Source organism: Grimontia sedimenti (assembly GCF_011045095.1).
GTDB classification, from domain to species: domain Bacteria; phylum Pseudomonadota; class Gammaproteobacteria; order Enterobacterales; family Vibrionaceae; genus Enterovibrio; species Enterovibrio sedimenti.
Map to the genome: position 1 here is coordinate 146,334 of NZ_JAALDL010000007.1, position 17,512 is coordinate 163,845.

The window sequence follows — 17,512 nt, forward strand, 5'->3', positions numbered from 1 at the left end:
CGCTTACATCATCACTACATCAAACTGCTCTTGGGTATACAGCGGCTCTACATGCACTTTTACTTGTTTACCAATGAAGACTTCAAGCTCCGCTACTGCGTGTGATTCTTCACCTTCCAGCGCTTCGCCCACAGACGGTGACGCATACACCACAAACTTGTCGGCATCATACGCACGGTTCACCCGGGTAATTTCGCGTAAAATTTCGTAGCAAACCGTTTCCACCGTCTTCACTGAACCACGACCTTCGCAAGTTGGACATTGGCCACACAATACGTGCTCAATGCTTTCGCGCGTGCGCTTACGGGTCATCTCCACCAAACCAAGTTGAGTGAAGCCATTGATATTGGTTTTCACACGATCTTTCGACAACGCCTGCTCAAGTGACTGCAATACACGCTGGCGGTGTTCTTCCGAGCTCATATCGATAAAGTCGATGATGATAATGCCGCCGAGGTTACGAAGACGAAGTTGTCGCGCGATGGCACGGGTAGCTTCAGTGTTGGTGTTGAAGATGGTCTCTTCAAGGTTACGTCGCCCCACAAACGCGCCGGTGTTGATATCCACCGTGGTCATGGCTTCGGTTTGGTCGATAATCAGGTAGCCACCAGATTTCAGCTCCACTTTACGATCAAGTGAGCGCTGAATTTCATTCTCGGTGTCATACATATCGAAGATGGGCTGCTCGCCGGTGTAGAGCTCAAGCTTGTCAGACAATTCTGGCACAAACTCTTCAGTAAACTCCCTAAGTGCTTCCATCGCTGTGCGGGAATCAACACGGATAATATTGAGCTCAGTGCCGACGAAATCACGCAAAATACGCTGGGCCAAGCCCAATTCACCATAAAGCATCGACTTGGAAGGACGCTTGGCACGACGCTCCAGCACCTTGTTCCAAAGACGTTTGAGGAAAGCCGCATCCTGAGCCATTTCCTGATCCGATGCGCCTTCTGCCGCGGTGCGGATAATGAAGCCGCCGAGGTCATCACAGTAGTCAGACACGATGTTCTTCAGGCGCTCGCGCTCTTCTTCACTTTCAATACGCTGAGACACGCCCACATGCGCTGCGCCAGGCATAAATACCAAGTAGCGGGAAGGTAAGGTGATGTCTGTGGTCAGACGCGCGCCTTTGGTACCCAGAGGGTCTTTTACCACCTGCACCACAATATCCTGCCCCTGGCGAACCAGCTCAGAAATATCTCGTACCTGAAATTGCTGCTTTTCGTTTTCAGCGACACATTCAGTGTGAGGAACGATGTCGGAGGCGTGCAGGAACGCTGCTTTATCAAGACCGATATCGACGAAAGCCGCCTGCATACCTGGCAGTACGCGGCTCACTTTGCCTTTGTAGATGTTGCCAACAATGCCGCGCTTCGCTTCGCGCTCAATATGCACTTCCTGCAGATTACCCGCCTCAATCATGGCGACACGGGTTTCTGAAGGCGTCACGTTAATCAATAACTCTGCGTTCATAGGTTTTTACCGCTTAATTTTTGGAATTCTTTTAACAGAGTATCTGTTTCGTAAAGTGGCAGACCGACCACAGCATGATAACTGCCGTCAATTCGGGTCACGAACCGGCCGCCAAGTCCCTGAATCGCATAGCTTCCTGCTTTGTCGCAAGGTTCGCCGCTATGCCAGTAGGTTTCGATTTCTTCGTCACTCAGGGGTTTAAACCATACATTAGTTGTGACCAGAGTGGTCAGGGAATGGTTCCGATCTGCCAGCGTCACAGCCGTCATCACCTGATGTTGGCGATCAGACAACTGGCGCAGCATGGCGAGCGACGCATCAAGATCTGCGGGCTTTTCCAATACCTTGCCGTCACAGACAACGATGGTGTCTGAGCCCAGCACTGGCAGGTCGACAGGCGCGACATTGACGCCGGCTTTTGCCTTATCGAGGGATAAACGGCGGACATAGTCCGCCGCTTGTTCATGAGGCTGGCGCTGTTCTTCAACGTCAACACGTAAAATCTCAAACTGGACAGAGAGTTGTTCCAGCAGCGCCTTTCTGCGAGGTGAGGCAGACGCGAGATAAAGTTGAAGATCTGCCATGATTTCTCCAGATTACTTAATCGAAAATTGACGGCGCACCCGTCGCAGCAGCAAAAACAGCCAAGGCCATAATAAGAAGTTAAGCAGACCTGCCCAAAGCTGCGCCGGGTCGAACTGGACATTGGATACCAAGTACTCCGCCCAAAACTCTAGCACTTTTCCTGCCAAGGTCAGCAAAGACAAGAGTGCTGCCTGTTGCCAGAGCGACATGTTACGCAGCATCTGAAAGTTCAGCGCGACAATATAAACCAGCACTGACATCATCAAGCCGCGCACACCGAGTGTGGAGCCCAGCATTAAATCCCAGAGCAAACCAACCACCAGCGCCGTGCCGACATTCACACGGTGTGGCAGTGCCAATACCCAATAGAAAGCCACCAACAACACCCAGGATGGGCGAAATGGTGCCAGCTCACCAGGCCACGGCGCGGCCTGAAGGATCAGTGCGATAATAAACGACAGCCAGATAAGCGCACGGCCACGCATGCTTGAATTAGCCATTGCTTACCTCTTCGGTTTGTTCTTCGGTCGTTGAAGGTTGGGCATCTTCACTTGCAGGTGTTTGCCCTTCCTCTTCAACCACTTCTTCTTTCTCAACGTCAGTTGGCCACACCAGCAGCAAATATCTCAAACGATCAAACTGCACTTCTGGCTTAGCGTCCACCTGTGCAAATGGGCGTTTGTTGTCAAAAGAGAACGACGTGACTCTCGCCACCGGATAGCCTTCAGGGAATACACCACCCAAGCCAGACGTGACCAGCATGTCGCCCGGCTCAATGTCCGTGCTGCTTGGGATGTTTTCCAACTGGATATTGTCGTTATCACCGCGACCTGAAGCGATAACACGAATATCGTTACGCACTACCTGAACTGGAATCGCATGGGTTGGATCAGTGATAAGCAGTACACGGCTATTGTGTGCACCGACATAAGAAACTTGCCCTACGATGCCCCGCTCGTTAATCACTGGCTGGCCTTCGTAAACCCCGTTTGTACGCCCTTTATCAATCATCACCTGATGCTTGTAAGGGTCAGAGTCTACCGCCATGACTTCCGCTACCATCTTGCGTTCGTCACGCACAAACGGAGAACCCAGTAGCTCGCGAAGACGCTGATTTTCTTGCTCCAGTTGATCCAAGATCAACTGTCCGCTTCGTAGCAGCAGGACTTCTTCTTTGAGCTTGGTGTTGTCAATCAACAGCTGTTGGTGCGAGGTGAACTGACGGAAGACATTATCGAGCAGATCACGCGGCACATTCGACGCGTATTGCAACGGCGCGACCAGCGAGTTCAGCAAATAACGGAAATTGGTGAAGGCACCCAAACGACTATCAGCCAGCATAAGGCTGGCTGATATTAAAGAGCGAAGAACAGGCGTAATTGTAGCGATGGCCCACGGCCAAAAATTGGTTTCATTCAGTTACAACCTGTTTGTTGATGGAAGAAGATCAATCTTCGCTGAACAGATCGCCACCGTGCATGTCGATCATTTCCAGCGCTTTACCACCACCACGTGCAACACAGGTCAGCGGCTCTTCTGCAACAACAACCGGAATGCCGGTTTCTTCAGTCAGCAGACGGTCAAGGTCGCGAAGCAGCGCACCACCACCAGTCAGAACCATTCCGCGCTCAGAGATGTCAGATGCCAGTTCTGGCGGACACTGTTCCAGTGCAACCATCACAGCAGACACAATACCTGTCAGCGGCTCTTGCAGCGCTTCCAGAATCTCGTTGGAATTCAGCGTAAAGCTACGTGGCACACCTTCTGCGAGGTTACGACCGCGTACTTCGATTTCACGCACTTCGTCACCTGGGTACGCAGAGCCGATTTCGTGCTTAATGCGCTCAGCCGTTGCTTCACCAATCAAGCTGCCGTAGTTACGACGCACATAGTTGATAATGGACTCGTCAAAACGGTCACCACCGATACGTACAGAAGATGAGTAAACCACACCATTCAGAGAGATAACCGCTACCTCAGTGGTACCACCACCGATATCGACCACCATTGAACCGGTTGCTTCAGACACTGGCAGACCCGCACCGATTGCTGCCGCCATTGGCTCGTCAATCAAATACACTTCACGCGCGCCCGCACCCAATGCAGATTCACGGATTGCACGACGCTCAACTTGAGTAGAACCACAAGGAACTGCCACCAGCACGCGCGGACTAGGACGCATAAAGCTGTGGTCGTGGACGGTTTTGATGAAGTGCTGCAGCATTTTCTCAGTCACGTAGAAGTCAGCGATAACGCCGTCTTTCATTGGACGAATGGCTGCGATGTTTCCTGGCGTACGGCCCAGCATTTGTTTTGCTTCATGACCGACTGCCGCGACGCTTTTTGGTGAGCCTGCACGATCTTGACGAATTGCGACAACAGAAGGTTCATCCAGAACGATCCCTTGCCCTTTTACATAGATGAGAGTGTTAGCTGTTCCCAGATCGATAGACAGATCGTTAGAGAACATGCCACGAAGTTTCTTAAACATAATCTTCGGTTAATCCTGCAAGCGTTAAAATTCTTCAAATTCCGCTAAATGTACCAACGCTGACGGGGCGCGGCAAGGTGATGATCTACAAACCTGAATGAGATCTGTCTTTTTTTTCATTCCCCTGTCAATGTGATGTTTTTTTCACCTTTATAGATGACACGATCACTTCCCCGGTAAAACCCAAAGGTTCCTATTGCGCTGGGATCATCATCAAATTGCGCACCCTGCCAATTATGTTGCAACCAGGTTTGTGGTGCAGCGCTGCCGATCGCCGTATCCAGCCTCTGCCAGTAACGGAACTGCTCCCGGTTTAAATTGCCATTTTGAGCCGGAGCCTTCACAACAAACTCGGAGCGGCCATTTTCGACAGTTTTCTTTGTTATGGTGCGGTTGGCGCTATCGCGCAAGAAAATCTGGGCACGATTGGCTTCTTCGCTGGTACTGCTGAATAGCACTTCTTTCTCACCAATATCGGTCGATATTTCTGATGCATTGTCTCGTGTATTGGTGACAAAACGCTGACCATTAAACACTTCGACTACAACTGGCATGGTTTGTTCACGCGAAAGATCTTGGGTTTCAGTAAATCCTTCCATGCGCATCCGGCCAAACATAAATTCACCTTGGGCGAACTCGGCGCCAAACTCGCCATCTACATCAGGGTTTGGCAACTTTTCGACGCACTGGCTCGTAGTACTGTCATTGCAAAATCTGAAATCCGTACCATCCCTATCTGGCTGACTCGGATCTACACCCGCAACAAATTTCAACTCGGGATATGGCCCATCTGGCGAACTGCCCTTATCAACCATCATATTACCACTGAAGCTAAATCGACTGCCGGTCTCGCCATCTCCGATCCAGCGTCCTGTCAAACGACTGCTAGGGTGCTGCCAACGCGATGTGAGGCTTTCATATCCTGTCACACCAGATGACGGTATCATCGCCCAGTCCACAAACTGGGCTTTATCTGCATCATCAAACAGATGGTAGTTTTTCACTGCCTGATGCTTAGCGTTCATCGCCAAAACTGTGTATTGCCCTTCGAAAGGCTGGTTCATATAAGTAAAGCCTTCGCCGCCGCTGTCCTGGTTATCGCTGATAGCGGGTGTGATGTTTCCTGACAGAGAGAAATAAGCAGGGTAGAAGCGTCCAACCTCCAATTCCCCCGGATTCACAATCATTCCAAGGTACGGGTTTGTTAGCTTTGAGCGAATGCCGAATGAACCAACATCGCTAACTGAAAGGCCATTGAACCGGTATCGGTTGCTCGCATTCACTTGAGTATGTGCTTTTGGTGCTATCCCATGAATTTGAGCGCCTTTGCCACCTGTAGGTTTTTTTATAATGGCCGTTTCATCCAACGTGACAAACGCTTCCGGAGCGCCCATTTTCCAGAAGTTGGGCGTAGCTTCTCTTTGGCAAAATGAAGATGCAAGTGGAGCCTCAGTACCGTTAGTCAAATCCGTTCCATTCAGATCGTTTCCACCAGACCAAATCACTGGCGTTAACGCCAGACCAAAACTCTCTCCAGCCATTTTGAAAGCGTTATCGGGATTACCCGGCATACCACAGAATGCAAAAGTATATGGGCGGGAGTGAACAATTATGTCTCCGGTTAACTCAGAAACATAATCTTTGCCTTCAGGCTCATCTGAAGCCTCAGTCGCTAATCCGCCTTTATTGTTTTCTTTGATATTGGCAAAAATAGGGATATTGATAGGAATAGCGATTTCACCGGCATCGTTGTACCGAACATCCAGATCTGCTTTTCCTTCGGTAAAAGTTATCGCGTTAGGATTACTTCCATTCGCAGAAATACCATTTACATAAGCTAGCTTGGTGCCAGTTGAAGGCGAGTCATATTTTGTCGATGCTTCTAGGTCAAAGGTGCCATTGATATGTTTAACACTGCAGCTTTGTCCATTGCCTGCGCTTTTTACAACTTCAATAAGTACATTTTCTTCTTTACCCGCAACAAGCTTTAATGGACTGCCCGCATTTAAGCGAAGACCTATTTTTTCAAAATGAAAAGGGCCCGCTGTATCTTCTAAAGTTCCTTCCACCTGCTCGCTGTTTTTGAAAGTCCCTTTAACTGAAACATCGCCACCGCTTCCGCCAAGCCAAAGATGAGCGACACCATTTACCACCGGAACATTGTTCATCCACTTATTAGTGCAATTGGAGTTAGGCATACCATCTGTAGCCCAACAAGCGTGTTGGTTAGGTGATGTTACAGATACGTCTAGCAAACCATTTACATCGTCCTGAAGGACATCATTGGAGTCCAATATTGAGAAAGTCAGAGGAATGCGGTTACAGCCGCTGGCAGTGGCTGTTTCAGGAGAGATGTTTAGTTTATAGCTCTGCCGTGGAGCAGCATATTTTAATTTTGAATATCCACCTAGCTCTAGGTATCTGGCTGTAACTGCACCATATATAATGGTGCCAAAGTTTTGCTTGGGTTGCGAGCCCGCAATTTTTACTACACCGTCGGCATAAACATAAGCGTGTGTTTTGGAAAACTCTCCGAATTGTGCATCAAAAATGCCGCTAACGGATGCGTTTGCCGATGAATTGTTGTGAACCCAAAGGATGAGGTTACTCGGTTCGCCATATGTGGAAAAACTCGTATCCTTAAAATAGTTAATAGTGGAGCTTGAACCAACTTTCAGGCTGTTTACATGTATTTCAACTTCACCTTCTACACTGATATTCACTGAGTCACTGATTATTAAATCACCGAAATAGTATATCCCTGGCTTAAAGTGAAGATTAACGTTTTGGAGCACTCGAACAACCTTATAGCGAGGTTCCGAAGGTGTGAGCGTGAAATTCTTCGACTGATAAGAAGAGAATTGCTTCTCTTCATTCACAAGTGGATGGGTTCCTTTGTTCACCTCAAGTGGCTCTAGGCCAACGTATGTTGCTCTGATGAGATCACTACGTTCACAAGGCACTGTATTGGTTCCATCGACTCCCCCATCTCCGCATTTGGCATTGTACTTTTTATCGTATTGACCGAATCCCAAGAAAACCTTCTCTTGCTCTAAATGCTCAACCATCGACTCAGATTGAGCTACGACACAGCTCGAAGCTATGCTAGTTTTTGAGCCACATTTAAATTTAACGCTATCTGCCAGAGGAGCTTGTGATTGCGCAGGCCCTGGGAAATAGCTTGTTAGAGAAGCATCTGCAGTAGCAGAGAAAAAAAAGAGCCAAACGATTGAGAGCTGTTTAATCATCCTAAATCCCCCTAGCCCAGCTCTCTTGCAATCGCACAACCTGATGTGCACCACTACCGCATTGCCCCTTACTCTCAACGCGGTATTGAACAAACTCCCCAGCGTCAATGGTTTCGCAAGTCACTGAAACCGAACAGCCGCGAAGACCTGCGGCACTAAAACTCGTCACAACAGGTGTTTCACTGCATGTTGCTACAGGTAGATTGTTAGCATCTTTGGCCAGCGGAAATAGTCTCGCCATCGCCATTTCAGTGCCACTGTTAGCCGCAAGCCAGGCGCGTGTGCCCAAAACTTCACGGGTAGTGGTATCACTTTGTGAGGTGGTGATTTGCATCAGCGCAGCACCAAGTGCCGCCAAGGCTGTCATCGCAAATACCGCGATGATTAACATGCTGCCTTTTTGGCGTTTGGGAGAAGTAAATTTACGGTGCATTGAGAACCTGCACTTGTTGGTTATAAACAGAATATTCGCCGGATTGGCTGAACTTGTAGGTGATATCGATCAGGTTACCGCTGGCTAAAGATGTGGTGCCCAAATTAAATCCGCTGCCGGCAGCAATGTTCATTGCCAAGGTTGTACTGTTTTGACTGCCATTGTTAATACGGCGCTCAAGGGTTCCAGTTTTGTTATCAAAGCAGAAGCTGACTGAGTTTTCGTAAATATAGAAACGTCGGGAGGGTGATTCAGCAGGCCAAGGATCCGCAGCCGTTTTCGAGGTAGTGATTGTATTGCCAGAAACGCCCGTGATCTGGTAGCTGTTCTCCCCAGTCAAATCTGCAGGCGATGAAGGTAAAAACACAATCCGATGATTTTCGCTCACTTTGGATTGCCAATCAGTCTCTTGGGTAGACAGCGCAACACTTAGCGTATTTTCTCCCTCCACCAACTGATGATAAGTGCCGGAATAGCGAATCGGCATAAACGTTAAACACTTGCCGGTGCTGTATACATGCAAACTGTTTGGTACCGCATGTCGCAGCTCTCTACCTACCCGCTCAACCGCAAAACGGGCTTCGGATTGCAAGGCTTCACGGTTTCGTGATTCCACATAGCCCGATGCACTGGATTCGATAAAGCCAAAGATACCAACCGAAACAATCGCCAGAATCGTCAAGGTAACGATTAGCTCCACCAGCGTAAATCCGCGAGGTTTGCGGGTGAATAAAGCCATCAGAAGTTGCTCCGATAGGCCGTGAAGTCATATCGACCAAAACTGCCAGTATCGACGTACAGGTCGATGCGTTTATAGAGTCTGGCATTGTTGGTGCTGTCAGCAAAAGTGCTGTTGTCGTACTCGACATTGATATCGACGGTGAAGCCTTTGTAATCCAACGCAGAGCCACCAACCAAAGCGCTCAAATCGCCTCTGTGGGTTCGAGTACAGGCCGAGCTTTCTCCCCAGCACCCGATATAGTCTTCAACAGCAACAAAACCCGTTCCTGCTGTAAGTGGAGAAGAACAGGTTTGAATAGGATTCGGGGCAACAATACCCTGCGCCAAAACGGCGTCAGCGTCTTCATCACAGCGCCAGCGGCTGCCGTTGGGGTCAGAGTTTTTATCAAAATGACGTGCCAGGATCTCATTCATCACCGCTTGCCCAAGCGCTGCAGCACGGGCTTCATAATGCGGATTGGCAGATTTGGCGAACATAGGGAAAAGGGTGGTACTAAGCAGCACCATGGCAACGCCAAACACGACAATGCCAATCACTAACTCCACCAACGTGTAGCCACGCTGATGGTTTGAAATTCGATAAGATTTTTCAGCTGCAGGCATAGAAATAGCCCTCGCTGTTTAAACAAATACTGGCTTCTGTACCGCCTTGGGAGAAGGTAAATTCACACACAGAAGAGGTGCAAAGTCGATTACCTACTGCATTTACCGGGCGTCCCAGCAAATCAAAGTAAATCGTTTGAACGGGTGAAATGCGAACTTGTGATTCAGAAAGATCTACAACATCACTGCGGTTTTCACCAAAACTACAGGCAGAGTTGCTACTGCCCCCCATTCGGGAGGCAGCAACATACAAGGCATTGCAGGCAGAAGACGGCGTCTCCTGCTGCATCGCCCTCAGCTGGACTTGTCTGGCAACAGACACGCCCGTATCCCGCGCACTGGTTACTGAAAAAGCTTCAGACCCCGACATACGCGGTACAGCAAACACACTAATAATGCCGAGGATCACCAGTACTGTGATCAGCTCGATTAGGGTGAAGCCTTTATTCATTGGTTAAGAGCAAGATTCAATCGATGTAACAGGGAATTTGTTCGCATCAAACTTGTATACAACACAATCAGTGCCTGCTCCGATAGTCTTTCCTTTCAAAGCAAATTGGGCAATATCGTTAGCATATTTTACGGCCCAGTCAGAAGAGTCATCATCTAAACCTAGGCCAGTAACTGCGGCACCAATGCCAGCTCCTGTAGCTGCAGGGTAGCCTTCTGTTGTGGTATCAACACCCGTAACTTCTCCTGATAACTGAAATTCTGCAAAAGTCATGTTGGCGGCCCCATCAATAGCGCCTTTTAAACCTTCCAAGGCTGCTGTCTCTGCATCATCCTTGAAGTTAAAAAACTTAGGCGCCGCTGTCGCCCCTAAAATACCCAGAATCACAATCACAACGATCATTTCAATTAGCGTAAAACCGCCTTGACGTTTCATTTTACTTCTCCAGTTTCTCTCAACACTTCTACGCGACCAGTTGCCGGGTAGTAAGCAAAAACATGACGCGCCGATATTGACGTGTCATCACTCCAAATACCGGCGCGTGCCGGCCTCTCAAATCGGCAATAAGGTTGGGCGTTGTTACCTTTGTCCTTCACCACTATTGCGCGAATCTTTGGCTGCGAGATTTGTTCTGCCGCAGCCTGTAATTTGTCACCCAACCAGTAAGACTGGTCGGTAAATTGTTCCAACAATGCACCGCAATCTTCGGCGCGTATTGCTGTCAGTGTTTTTGCGCCATTTCCCAGCGCAAAAGGAAAACCTTGTTGATGGTTATCTGTTGGGTTCAATCGGAAACTGACATCTTCAACAGTAACGATATCTTTTTGTTTAATCTCGTTTTTTAAAGCAGCTCGCAAATGCACATTCTTGGCCGAACCTTCAAACGCATTGGCGAGATAACGAAACTCCACTTGATCGGCAAACTGCATCACACGCTCAAAAGCCGGAATCGCAGCCATTACGACAATACCGATAATCGCGGTGAGCAAAGCCCACTGGGCAGCACTACTTTCCCTGAACCTAAAAATCCAGCGCATTTAGCCGCCACGGATCAGGTCGAGCATGTTCCACATTGGCAGGAAAATACCCAATGCGAGGATTAATACCATGCCCGCCACAATCATTAGCAGGATAGGCTCCATACGTGCTGACAGGGTTTTCAGGTCGTAATCCACTTCGCGATCGTAAAAGTCGCTCGCTTCCAGCAGCAGGTTATCAATCTGGCCAGTTTCCTCTCCCACCTGAATCATCTGGTGAACCAGTGGCGTAAACAGTTGGCTGTCTGCGGTAACAGAACTGAGGTTAATCCCCGACTCAATTGCCGCTTTCATCTTGTCCACTTCGCCACCAAGAAAGTGGTTATCCAGCGCTTCACCAGACATTTGCAGTGCAGTATTGAGCGGCACGCCAGCACGCAGCATCAAGGCGAATGTTCGCGAGAAGCGCGACATCAAGGCTCGGTTAACCAGGTTGCCGACCAGCGGAATGCGCAGCTTGAATTTGTCCCACTTCACCCGGCCTTGCTCGGTGTTCTTCCACACCTGTAAGCCTGCTACCAAGCAAACGGTGCCGAAAACCAGTAGCCACCAGAAATCGACAAAGAAGCTCGATGTGGCCATCAAAATCTTGGTCGGCAGCGGCAGATCAGAGCCGAATTTGGCAAACATGCCTGCAAATTGCGGTATCACTTTGACGTTTAAAAACGCCATCGCGCCGATGATTACAATCAGCACAAATGTCGGATAACGCAGCGCAGATTTAATCCGGCGGCGGGTTTCCATTTCCTGCTCGTAGTATTCAGCCAGCTGGAGCATGGCATCATCGAGACGACCCGTGTTTTCACCCACCTGTACCAGCGAGACAAATAAATCACTGAACACATTTTCGTGGTCACGCATTGCCGCCGACATAGGGCGACCGTTGGAAAGCTCATTGGCGACACTTTCAAGCGCAGCTTTCAATGGCTTATCCGTGGTGCTTTGTGCCAAGCCTTTAATGGCACGTAGAAGCGGTACACCCGCTTTTATCAAGCTGTATGCCTGACGGCTGAAAATCACCAGCGATTCCAGTTTTACCTTTGGCTGAAACAGCGGCGCATTGGCTTTTTGTGCCCGCGCCTTGGTGATTTCCAGTGATAACAACACCGCGCCAGACGCCGACACCTTAGCGATCGCATCACCCTCGCTGGCAGCTTCAATAATCGCCGAAACACGTTTTCCGTTCGGCTTGCGCGCAGTGTAGCGATACCTTGGCATCAGGCACCTATCAGCGACATCGCTGCCGCTTCAGAAAGCTTCATCGCTTCTTCCAGCGAAGTTTGTCCCTGCTTGGCAAAATCCAACGCACTGTGAACCAATGGCTTATAACCTGCCTGCTGTTCTGCCAGCGCAGAGAACAATTGGGTGTCGTTAGCACGCAATGCATCCATTAACTCTGGCGTGATTTCCAGAAGCTCAAACACACCAATTCGGCCTTTGTAGCCGGTAAAGTTACAGCTCTGACAGCCTCTGCCTTTGTAGAAGCCATGTCCTGCCATTTCCGGGCGGGTGGTTGTCAGCCAAACCTGCTCCACATCGTCAGTGGCGTGTGGCACTTTACAATCCGGGCAGATACGGCGGATCAGTCGCTGCGCCAGCACGGCGCGTACCGCACTCGCCACCAGATAACCCGGCGCATCCATATCCAGAAGACGGAGCGCACTGTCGATGGCGTTATTGGTGTGCAAGGTCGAGAGCACCAAGTGACCGGTCAGTGCCGCGCGAAGACCGATTTCCACGGTTTCAAGGTCACGCATCTCACCGACTAAGATGATGTCCGGATCCTGACGAAGGAAGGTGCGAAGCGCGGAAGAAAAGCTCAGGCCAATCTTGCTTTGAATTTGCACCTGACTGATACGCGGCAGACGGTATTCCACCGGGTCTTCCGCTGTCAGGATCTTTTTGCCCGGCACATTCAGTTCATTGAGCGCGCCATACAGCGTGGTGGTTTTACCCGAGCCTGTCGGGCCGGTGACCAGAATCATGCCGTGTGGACGGCGAAGCTGGTTGCGGAAACGCGCCAGCATCTGAGCGTCCATACCGACTTCTTCCAGTTGCAGCACGCCGGCCGACTGGTTAAGAAGACGCATCACCACAGACTCGCCGTATTGCACAGGAAGCGTCGACACACGCACGTCGATAGCATTGCCACGGACATTGATATTGAAGCGGCCATCTTGCGGCAGACGCTTTTCAGAGATATCCATACCGCTCATCAGCTTTAAGCGCAGCACCAGTGCAGAAGCGATTGCACGCTCTTTCAGCAAAGTTTCATGCAGCACGCCATCAATACGCTGGCGGATGCGCAGGGCATCGGCATCTGGTTCGATGTGAATGTCCGAGGCATTCACCTGCACTGCGTCTTCAAACAATGAGTTGATCAGTTTAACGACGGTGACTTCTTCAGATTGCTCTTCCTCTGCCCCGAAGTTTTGTTCCAGCTTTACGCCGTGTTCGGCCTGCAGTCGCTCTGCGAACGAGGCGATTTCGCTGGTGCGACGATAATAGCGATCAAATGCGTCGATCAACGGCTGCTCTGCGGTGATCAGAAGTTCTACCTGATATTGATGCAGCTGGTTCAGCACACTTTCCTGTGAAGCCAAATCCGCAGGATCAGACATCGCCACACGAACCGTGTTACCGATACGGCCAATCACCAACGCGCGAAGGCGTCGAGCATGCACTTCTGGCAGCAAACTGACGGCACTTGGGTCAACTTGGGTCAAGCTAAGATCAATCAGTGGTACACCAAGCTGACGGGCAAGGAAGTCCAGCATCTGACTCTCGGTCAGAATGCCCATTTCAATCAGGGTATCGCCAAGCTTACGTCCGGTTTCTGACTGACGGGCTAGCGCAGCATTCAGATGTGCATCAGTGATGATGTGCTCTTCAACCAGCAGGTCGCCAAGACGCTTTCGTAATTTAACGGCCATCTGTCGCTCCCTGTTTCAGGTTCTGGAGGTAAACCAGACGCTGGCGGGCAAAGTTCACTGACTGGTTGCTCAAACCGCCAGACTGCACTGCTTTGCCATAGGCATTTGCGGCCTCCTCATTGGCACCGGTTTTCTCAGCAGACACACCCAATCCCAGCCACCAGCGACCATCCATCGGTTCTTGCTCTGTCAGCCATTGATAGCTTTGCTTGGCTTCAAGATTCTTACCCAGCTTTTGTGCCAAAGCCGCGCGCATGGACACGAATCGCACCTGCTCGCCGTCCAGCAAGTTCACCGAAGAAGACAGCACATTCAGCGCAGACTCTTCGCTGCCACTTTGCTGGTACATGCGCGCCAGTGTAAGTTTCAATGTTGCGGAATTCGGGTTGGCGCTGATGCCTTTACGCAGCACGTTTTCTGCCTCTCGCAATTGACTGCGACCATACAGAAGTCCCGCCAATTGGTTGGTGGCAGCAATGTGGCTCGGGTTGTATTTCACCGCATCACGCAGGAAAGCGATGGCTTTTTGTGTATCACCGACTTGGGCGCGCTTCTGCGCTTTGTCATAAGCAATATCCGCCAACTGCTCGCCAGTCAGTTCAATGGTTTCCACTGACAGGGAAGCTTCTTGTTCCACTTTTTCTTGCACCGGCGCTGCTTTAACAGTCTCAACTTTCGCCATCAGCACGGGCTCAGAGATTTGTTCTGTTGGTTTAGTTTCGGCTTTGGTTTCAAAGGTTGGCTCAACTGCAGCAACAACAGGTGTCGCCTTCATCGCCACATAGCTGACCTCACTTTTCACCACTTTCTGAGTAGGAGAAGGTAAAGCTTTTGGCGCAGGCTCCGCGAAAACAGGCTCCGGCGTCAGCATTGGCGTAGCTAATAAGGCTTTCTCGCTGCCTACTGATACCGCCCATGAAATACCTGTCGCGCCCACTAACGTCGCCACCAGTGCCAGCACGACACGTGCAAAGCGAAAGCTCCATACAGAAGGGATTGATGCAACAGCGAGGCGTTTCTCACTGTTTTGCTGCGACGAAAGGTCGCTCAACATGCGGTTTAATTCACTCATGATTTCCTACCCCCAAACGGCCTGAAGCACAGAGTGCTGGCGGGCGAGAGGTGTATCTTTAATGGCAAGGCGAACAGCATGCGCGCTGACGCGGCGTTTGCCCCTGCCAAAACTCAATAACAGCGATTTATGACAAAGCTGATGCACCAGTCGCGGAATGCCCTGACTCGCGACCCAAATACGTCGCTTTGCCCAAGTTGAAAACAGTGGCGAAGCGCCCTGTTCTTGTAATCTGTGGTCAATATAGGCTGATGTCTCAGCAAAGCTCAGTGGCGTTAATTCTGCGCTGAAACTGATACGCTGCAGCAACTGGCGCATACTGTGCTGGGACAGGCGCTCATCTAGCTCTGGTTGACCGAACATAATCAGTTGGATCAGCTTACGCTGCTCGGTTTCCAGATTGCCCAGCAAGCGGATCGCTTCAAGCACTTCATCCGGCATGGCCTGCACTTCATCACAAAGGATCACGACAGGCTTTTCATCTCGTGCAGCTGCAATAGCTGCCTGTTGGATTGCACCAAGCAGCTTGTCTTCTGTCACCTGTTCATCAATACCAAGCTCATCAGCAATCAGGCGATGCAACCCTGCTACCGTATTGGCTGGGTTTGGCAGAAATACCAAGGTAAAGCTTTCGCTCAATGCTTTGAGCACCAAACGACACACCATGGTTTTTCCTGTACCCACTTCGCCTGTCACTTTGACCAAACCTTCGCCCATTTCCATCGCCGACACGCAGGTATTTATCGCATCCACGTGCGAACGCACGCCGAAAAAGCAGCGTGTGTCCGGAGTCAAACTAAATGGCGCGGCATTGAGGCCAAAGTGCGACATATACATAGGGCTGGCTTAGTTTTCCGGGAACCAGTCGTTCAACAGCTGACGTGAACGGTTGATCTCTTCTTGCCAGGTTTGCTCACCCACCACAGAAGGTTGCAGCAAGATCACCAGTTCGGTTTTCTGCTTCATGCGGTTCACGTTGCGGAATAGATTGCCTAGACCCGGAATATCGCCGAGAAGTGGCACTTTAGAGACCATTTCTTCGTAGCTCGATTTCATCAGGCCACCAATGACGACCACATCGCCAGATTGAGCATGAATGATAGAGTCCGACTCACGGATAGAGGTCTTAGCCAGTGGCAACACATAAGGCTGTGATGAAGTGCCAAGTTGGATGGTTTTCTCTTCCGTCACCACATCAATCACCGCTGGGTGAACATGCAGCAGTACGCCATTGTCATCGTCGATTTGCGGCGTCACATCTAGGGAGATACCTGAGAAGAACGGGGTCAGTTCGATGTTCGGGCCGGAGTCTGAGTTATCGCCCGAGGTGTCGCTGGATGAAATATCCGTAACGAAGTACTCATCACCACCAACTTTAATGACCGCTTTCTGATTGTTTGCCGCTGTGACACGAGGACTCGACAGTACATTCACATCGCCCTGTGTATCAAGGAAGTTCATCACCGCGGAGAAATTGCCATCCGAGATGGTGATATTGGTTTGTCCACCGATCACATTGGAAATAAAGTCGCCGGCAAGTTCTGCCGCGTCTCGTGTGATTTCCACACCACCACTGCCAATCGATGACGTAATATCCGACCAGTTAACACCCTGCTGATAGCCATCACTCAAGGTCACTTCGAGGATTTTGGCTTCCAGAATCACCTGACGCTTCAGTCGTGCTTGTGACGCGTCGAGGAAACGTTTCACTTCGCGAAGTTCATTCGGATATGCCTTCACCGTGATAAGGCTCGCTTGTGGTGAGACCACAATGCTGCGTCCATCGCCATTACCAATCATGGCCGCGACAGCGCGTTCGAGCTGCGCCCAGAAATTGCTTTCCGCACGGGTTTCAATCACGGTTCCGCCCGTAGGCACTGAGGTACGCTCAGTTTTTTCATCATCTCCGCTGCCAGAGCTGGAATCCGTTGAAACTGCGCCAGTACTGATAGAAGTCAGTGACACACCGGCGCGTTGAAGCTGAAGGTAATCCACCGGGAAAGTTTCCGTGCGCAGTACCGCCGGGAAAATCTGGATCAGGCGACCATTGATTTCGACGTTGTAGCCGTAGATATCAGAAACCACTTCCAACGCTTCAGGCACGGTGACATCTTTCAGGGAAACCGTGACTTTCCCGCCCACTTCCGGATGCATCACCAGATTGAAATCCGTGCCCTGCACCAAAGAACCAAAGAAAGCTTTGGCATCCACATTATTGGCATTGATGCGCAGGCGTTTTTCAGTCAACACGCCACTGCCAGAGGTGTCAGAGAAATCCCCCATCAAATCCTGAGTGACCGCATCTGGCAATTCCGTCAATGGCTGGGAAGTGCTCTGTGCATAGGCTTCGTTCAGCGCTTCCTGTATTTCAGTTGGCTTTTGATGTCCCACGCTCTGACACGCCGACAACAGCATCGCTGCGGCGAAGGTCAGTAAACCTTTGCT

Annotated in this window: 16 protein-coding genes and 1 pseudogene; all 17 read right to left on the bottom strand. The window is 50.3% G+C overall.

What is annotated here, in order from left to right; translation table 11 throughout:
- Positions 1-3: 3 nt before the first annotated feature.
- The 17 genes and pseudogenes from rng to mshL all read right to left on the bottom strand — a co-directional run bounded on the left by rng (position 4) and on the right by mshL (position 17,482).
- Positions 4-1,473 (bottom strand): ribonuclease G, encoded by a 1,470-nt coding sequence (rng, locus tag G5S52_RS11435; protein ID WP_002537282.1) that lies wholly within the window; start codon positions 1,471-1,473, stop codon positions 4-6.
- A complete protein-coding gene (locus G5S52_RS11440) occupies positions 1,470-2,057 on the bottom strand; it encodes a Maf family protein (protein ID WP_165013632.1) in 588 nt (195 codons plus the stop codon). Before G5S52_RS11440 ends, rng begins: the two co-directional genes overlap by 4 nt.
- A 12-nt stretch (positions 2,058-2,069) precedes the next feature.
- On the bottom strand, positions 2,070-2,558 hold the full coding sequence (gene mreD, locus G5S52_RS11445) for a rod shape-determining protein MreD (protein WP_039849728.1): 489 nt from the start codon (positions 2,556-2,558) through the stop codon (positions 2,070-2,072).
- Positions 2,551-3,473, bottom strand: a pseudogene (mreC, locus tag G5S52_RS11450) (rod shape-determining protein MreC). The gene mreD and the pseudogene mreC overlap by 8 nt, the downstream one beginning before the upstream one ends.
- A gap of 32 nt (positions 3,474-3,505) precedes the next feature.
- Positions 3,506-4,549 carry a rod shape-determining protein MreB gene (gene mreB, locus G5S52_RS11455; protein ID WP_002537278.1) on the bottom strand — a complete coding sequence of 348 codons (1,044 nt, stop codon included), beginning with the start codon at positions 4,547-4,549 and terminating at the stop codon, positions 3,506-3,508.
- Positions 4,550-4,665: 116 nt separating this feature from the next.
- Entirely contained in the window at positions 4,666-7,797 is a 3,132-nt protein-coding gene (locus G5S52_RS11460) for a DUF6701 domain-containing protein (protein WP_165013634.1), read from the bottom strand.
- 1 nt (position 7,798) lies between these two features.
- A complete protein-coding gene (locus tag G5S52_RS11465) occupies positions 7,799-8,230 on the bottom strand; it encodes an MSHA biogenesis protein MshP (protein WP_165013636.1) in 432 nt (143 codons plus the stop codon).
- Positions 8,220-8,969, bottom strand: coding sequence for a PulJ/GspJ family protein (locus G5S52_RS11470; RefSeq protein ID WP_165013638.1), 750 nt, complete (start codon positions 8,967-8,969; stop codon positions 8,220-8,222). The genes G5S52_RS11465 and G5S52_RS11470 overlap by 11 nt, the downstream gene beginning before the upstream one ends.
- A complete protein-coding gene (locus tag G5S52_RS11475; protein ID WP_165013640.1) occupies positions 8,969-9,574 on the bottom strand; it encodes a type IV pilus modification PilV family protein in 606 nt (201 codons plus the stop codon). The genes G5S52_RS11470 and G5S52_RS11475 overlap by 1 nt, the downstream gene beginning before the upstream one ends.
- Complete coding sequence (locus G5S52_RS11480) at positions 9,561-10,025, bottom strand: type II secretion system protein (RefSeq protein WP_165013642.1); 465 nt, start codon at positions 10,023-10,025, stop codon at positions 9,561-9,563. The genes G5S52_RS11475 and G5S52_RS11480 overlap by 14 nt, the downstream gene beginning before the upstream one ends.
- A gap of 3 nt (positions 10,026-10,028) precedes the next feature.
- Positions 10,029-10,460: a type II secretion system protein gene (locus G5S52_RS24315; protein ID WP_165013644.1), complete on the bottom strand. Its 432-nt coding sequence runs from the start codon at positions 10,458-10,460 to the stop codon at positions 10,029-10,031.
- Entirely contained in the window at positions 10,457-11,062 is a 606-nt protein-coding gene (locus tag G5S52_RS11490; RefSeq protein ID WP_165013646.1) for a hypothetical protein, read from the bottom strand. The genes G5S52_RS24315 and G5S52_RS11490 overlap by 4 nt, the downstream gene beginning before the upstream one ends.
- Positions 11,063-12,280, bottom strand: coding sequence for a type II secretion system F family protein (locus G5S52_RS11495; RefSeq protein ID WP_165013650.1), 1,218 nt, complete (start codon positions 12,278-12,280; stop codon positions 11,063-11,065). It lies immediately after the preceding gene.
- Complete coding sequence (locus G5S52_RS11500) at positions 12,280-13,995, bottom strand: GspE/PulE family protein (RefSeq protein ID WP_165013652.1); 1,716 nt, start codon at positions 13,993-13,995, stop codon at positions 12,280-12,282. Before G5S52_RS11500 ends, G5S52_RS11495 begins: the two co-directional genes overlap by 1 nt.
- Positions 13,985-15,067, bottom strand: coding sequence for a tetratricopeptide repeat protein (locus tag G5S52_RS11505; RefSeq protein ID WP_165013654.1), 1,083 nt, complete (start codon positions 15,065-15,067; stop codon positions 13,985-13,987). Before G5S52_RS11505 ends, G5S52_RS11500 begins: the two co-directional genes overlap by 11 nt.
- A gap of 6 nt (positions 15,068-15,073) precedes the next feature.
- Complete coding sequence (locus tag G5S52_RS11510; protein ID WP_165013656.1) at positions 15,074-15,904, bottom strand: ExeA family protein; 831 nt, start codon at positions 15,902-15,904, stop codon at positions 15,074-15,076.
- Between the two features lie 9 nt (positions 15,905-15,913).
- Positions 15,914-17,482: a pilus (MSHA type) biogenesis protein MshL gene (mshL, locus tag G5S52_RS11515; protein WP_046304906.1), complete on the bottom strand. Its 1,569-nt coding sequence runs from the start codon at positions 17,480-17,482 to the stop codon at positions 15,914-15,916.
- Positions 17,483-17,512 lie beyond the last annotated feature (30 nt).

Excerpts from the sequence above, each read along its gene's own strand:
- rng (WP_002537282.1), bottom strand. The coding sequence starts at position 1,473 with ATGAACGCAGAGTTATTGATTAACGTGACGCCTTCAGAAACCCGTGTC.
- G5S52_RS11440 (WP_165013632.1), bottom strand. The coding sequence starts at position 2,057 with ATGGCAGATCTTCAACTTTATCTCGCGTCTGCCTCACCTCGCAGAAAG.
- mreD (WP_039849728.1), bottom strand. The coding sequence starts at position 2,558 with ATGGCTAATTCAAGCATGCGTGGCCGTGCGCTTATCTGGCTGTCGTTT.
- mreB (WP_002537278.1), bottom strand. The coding sequence starts at position 4,549 with ATGTTTAAGAAACTTCGTGGCATGTTCTCTAACGATCTGTCTATCGAT.
- G5S52_RS11460 (WP_165013634.1), bottom strand. The coding sequence starts at position 7,797 with ATGATTAAACAGCTCTCAATCGTTTGGCTCTTTTTTTTCTCTGCTACT.
- G5S52_RS11465 (WP_165013636.1), bottom strand. The coding sequence starts at position 8,230 with ATGCACCGTAAATTTACTTCTCCCAAACGCCAAAAAGGCAGCATGTTA.
- G5S52_RS11470 (WP_165013638.1), bottom strand. The coding sequence starts at position 8,969 with ATGGCTTTATTCACCCGCAAACCTCGCGGATTTACGCTGGTGGAGCTA.
- G5S52_RS11475 (WP_165013640.1), bottom strand. The coding sequence starts at position 9,574 with ATGCCTGCAGCTGAAAAATCTTATCGAATTTCAAACCATCAGCGTGGC.
- G5S52_RS11480 (WP_165013642.1), bottom strand. The coding sequence starts at position 10,025 with ATGAATAAAGGCTTCACCCTAATCGAGCTGATCACAGTACTGGTGATC.
- G5S52_RS24315 (WP_165013644.1), bottom strand. The coding sequence starts at position 10,460 with ATGAAACGTCAAGGCGGTTTTACGCTAATTGAAATGATCGTTGTGATT.
- G5S52_RS11490 (WP_165013646.1), bottom strand. The coding sequence starts at position 11,062 with ATGCGCTGGATTTTTAGGTTCAGGGAAAGTAGTGCTGCCCAGTGGGCT.
- G5S52_RS11495 (WP_165013650.1), bottom strand. The coding sequence starts at position 12,280 with ATGCCAAGGTATCGCTACACTGCGCGCAAGCCGAACGGAAAACGTGTT.
- G5S52_RS11500 (WP_165013652.1), bottom strand. The coding sequence starts at position 13,995 with ATGGCCGTTAAATTACGAAAGCGTCTTGGCGACCTGCTGGTTGAAGAG.
- G5S52_RS11505 (WP_165013654.1), bottom strand. The coding sequence starts at position 15,067 with ATGAGTGAATTAAACCGCATGTTGAGCGACCTTTCGTCGCAGCAAAAC.
- G5S52_RS11510 (WP_165013656.1), bottom strand. The coding sequence starts at position 15,904 with ATGTATATGTCGCACTTTGGCCTCAATGCCGCGCCATTTAGTTTGACT.
- mshL (WP_046304906.1), bottom strand. The coding sequence starts at position 17,482 with ATGCTGTTGTCGGCGTGTCAGAGCGTGGGACATCAAAAGCCAACTGAA.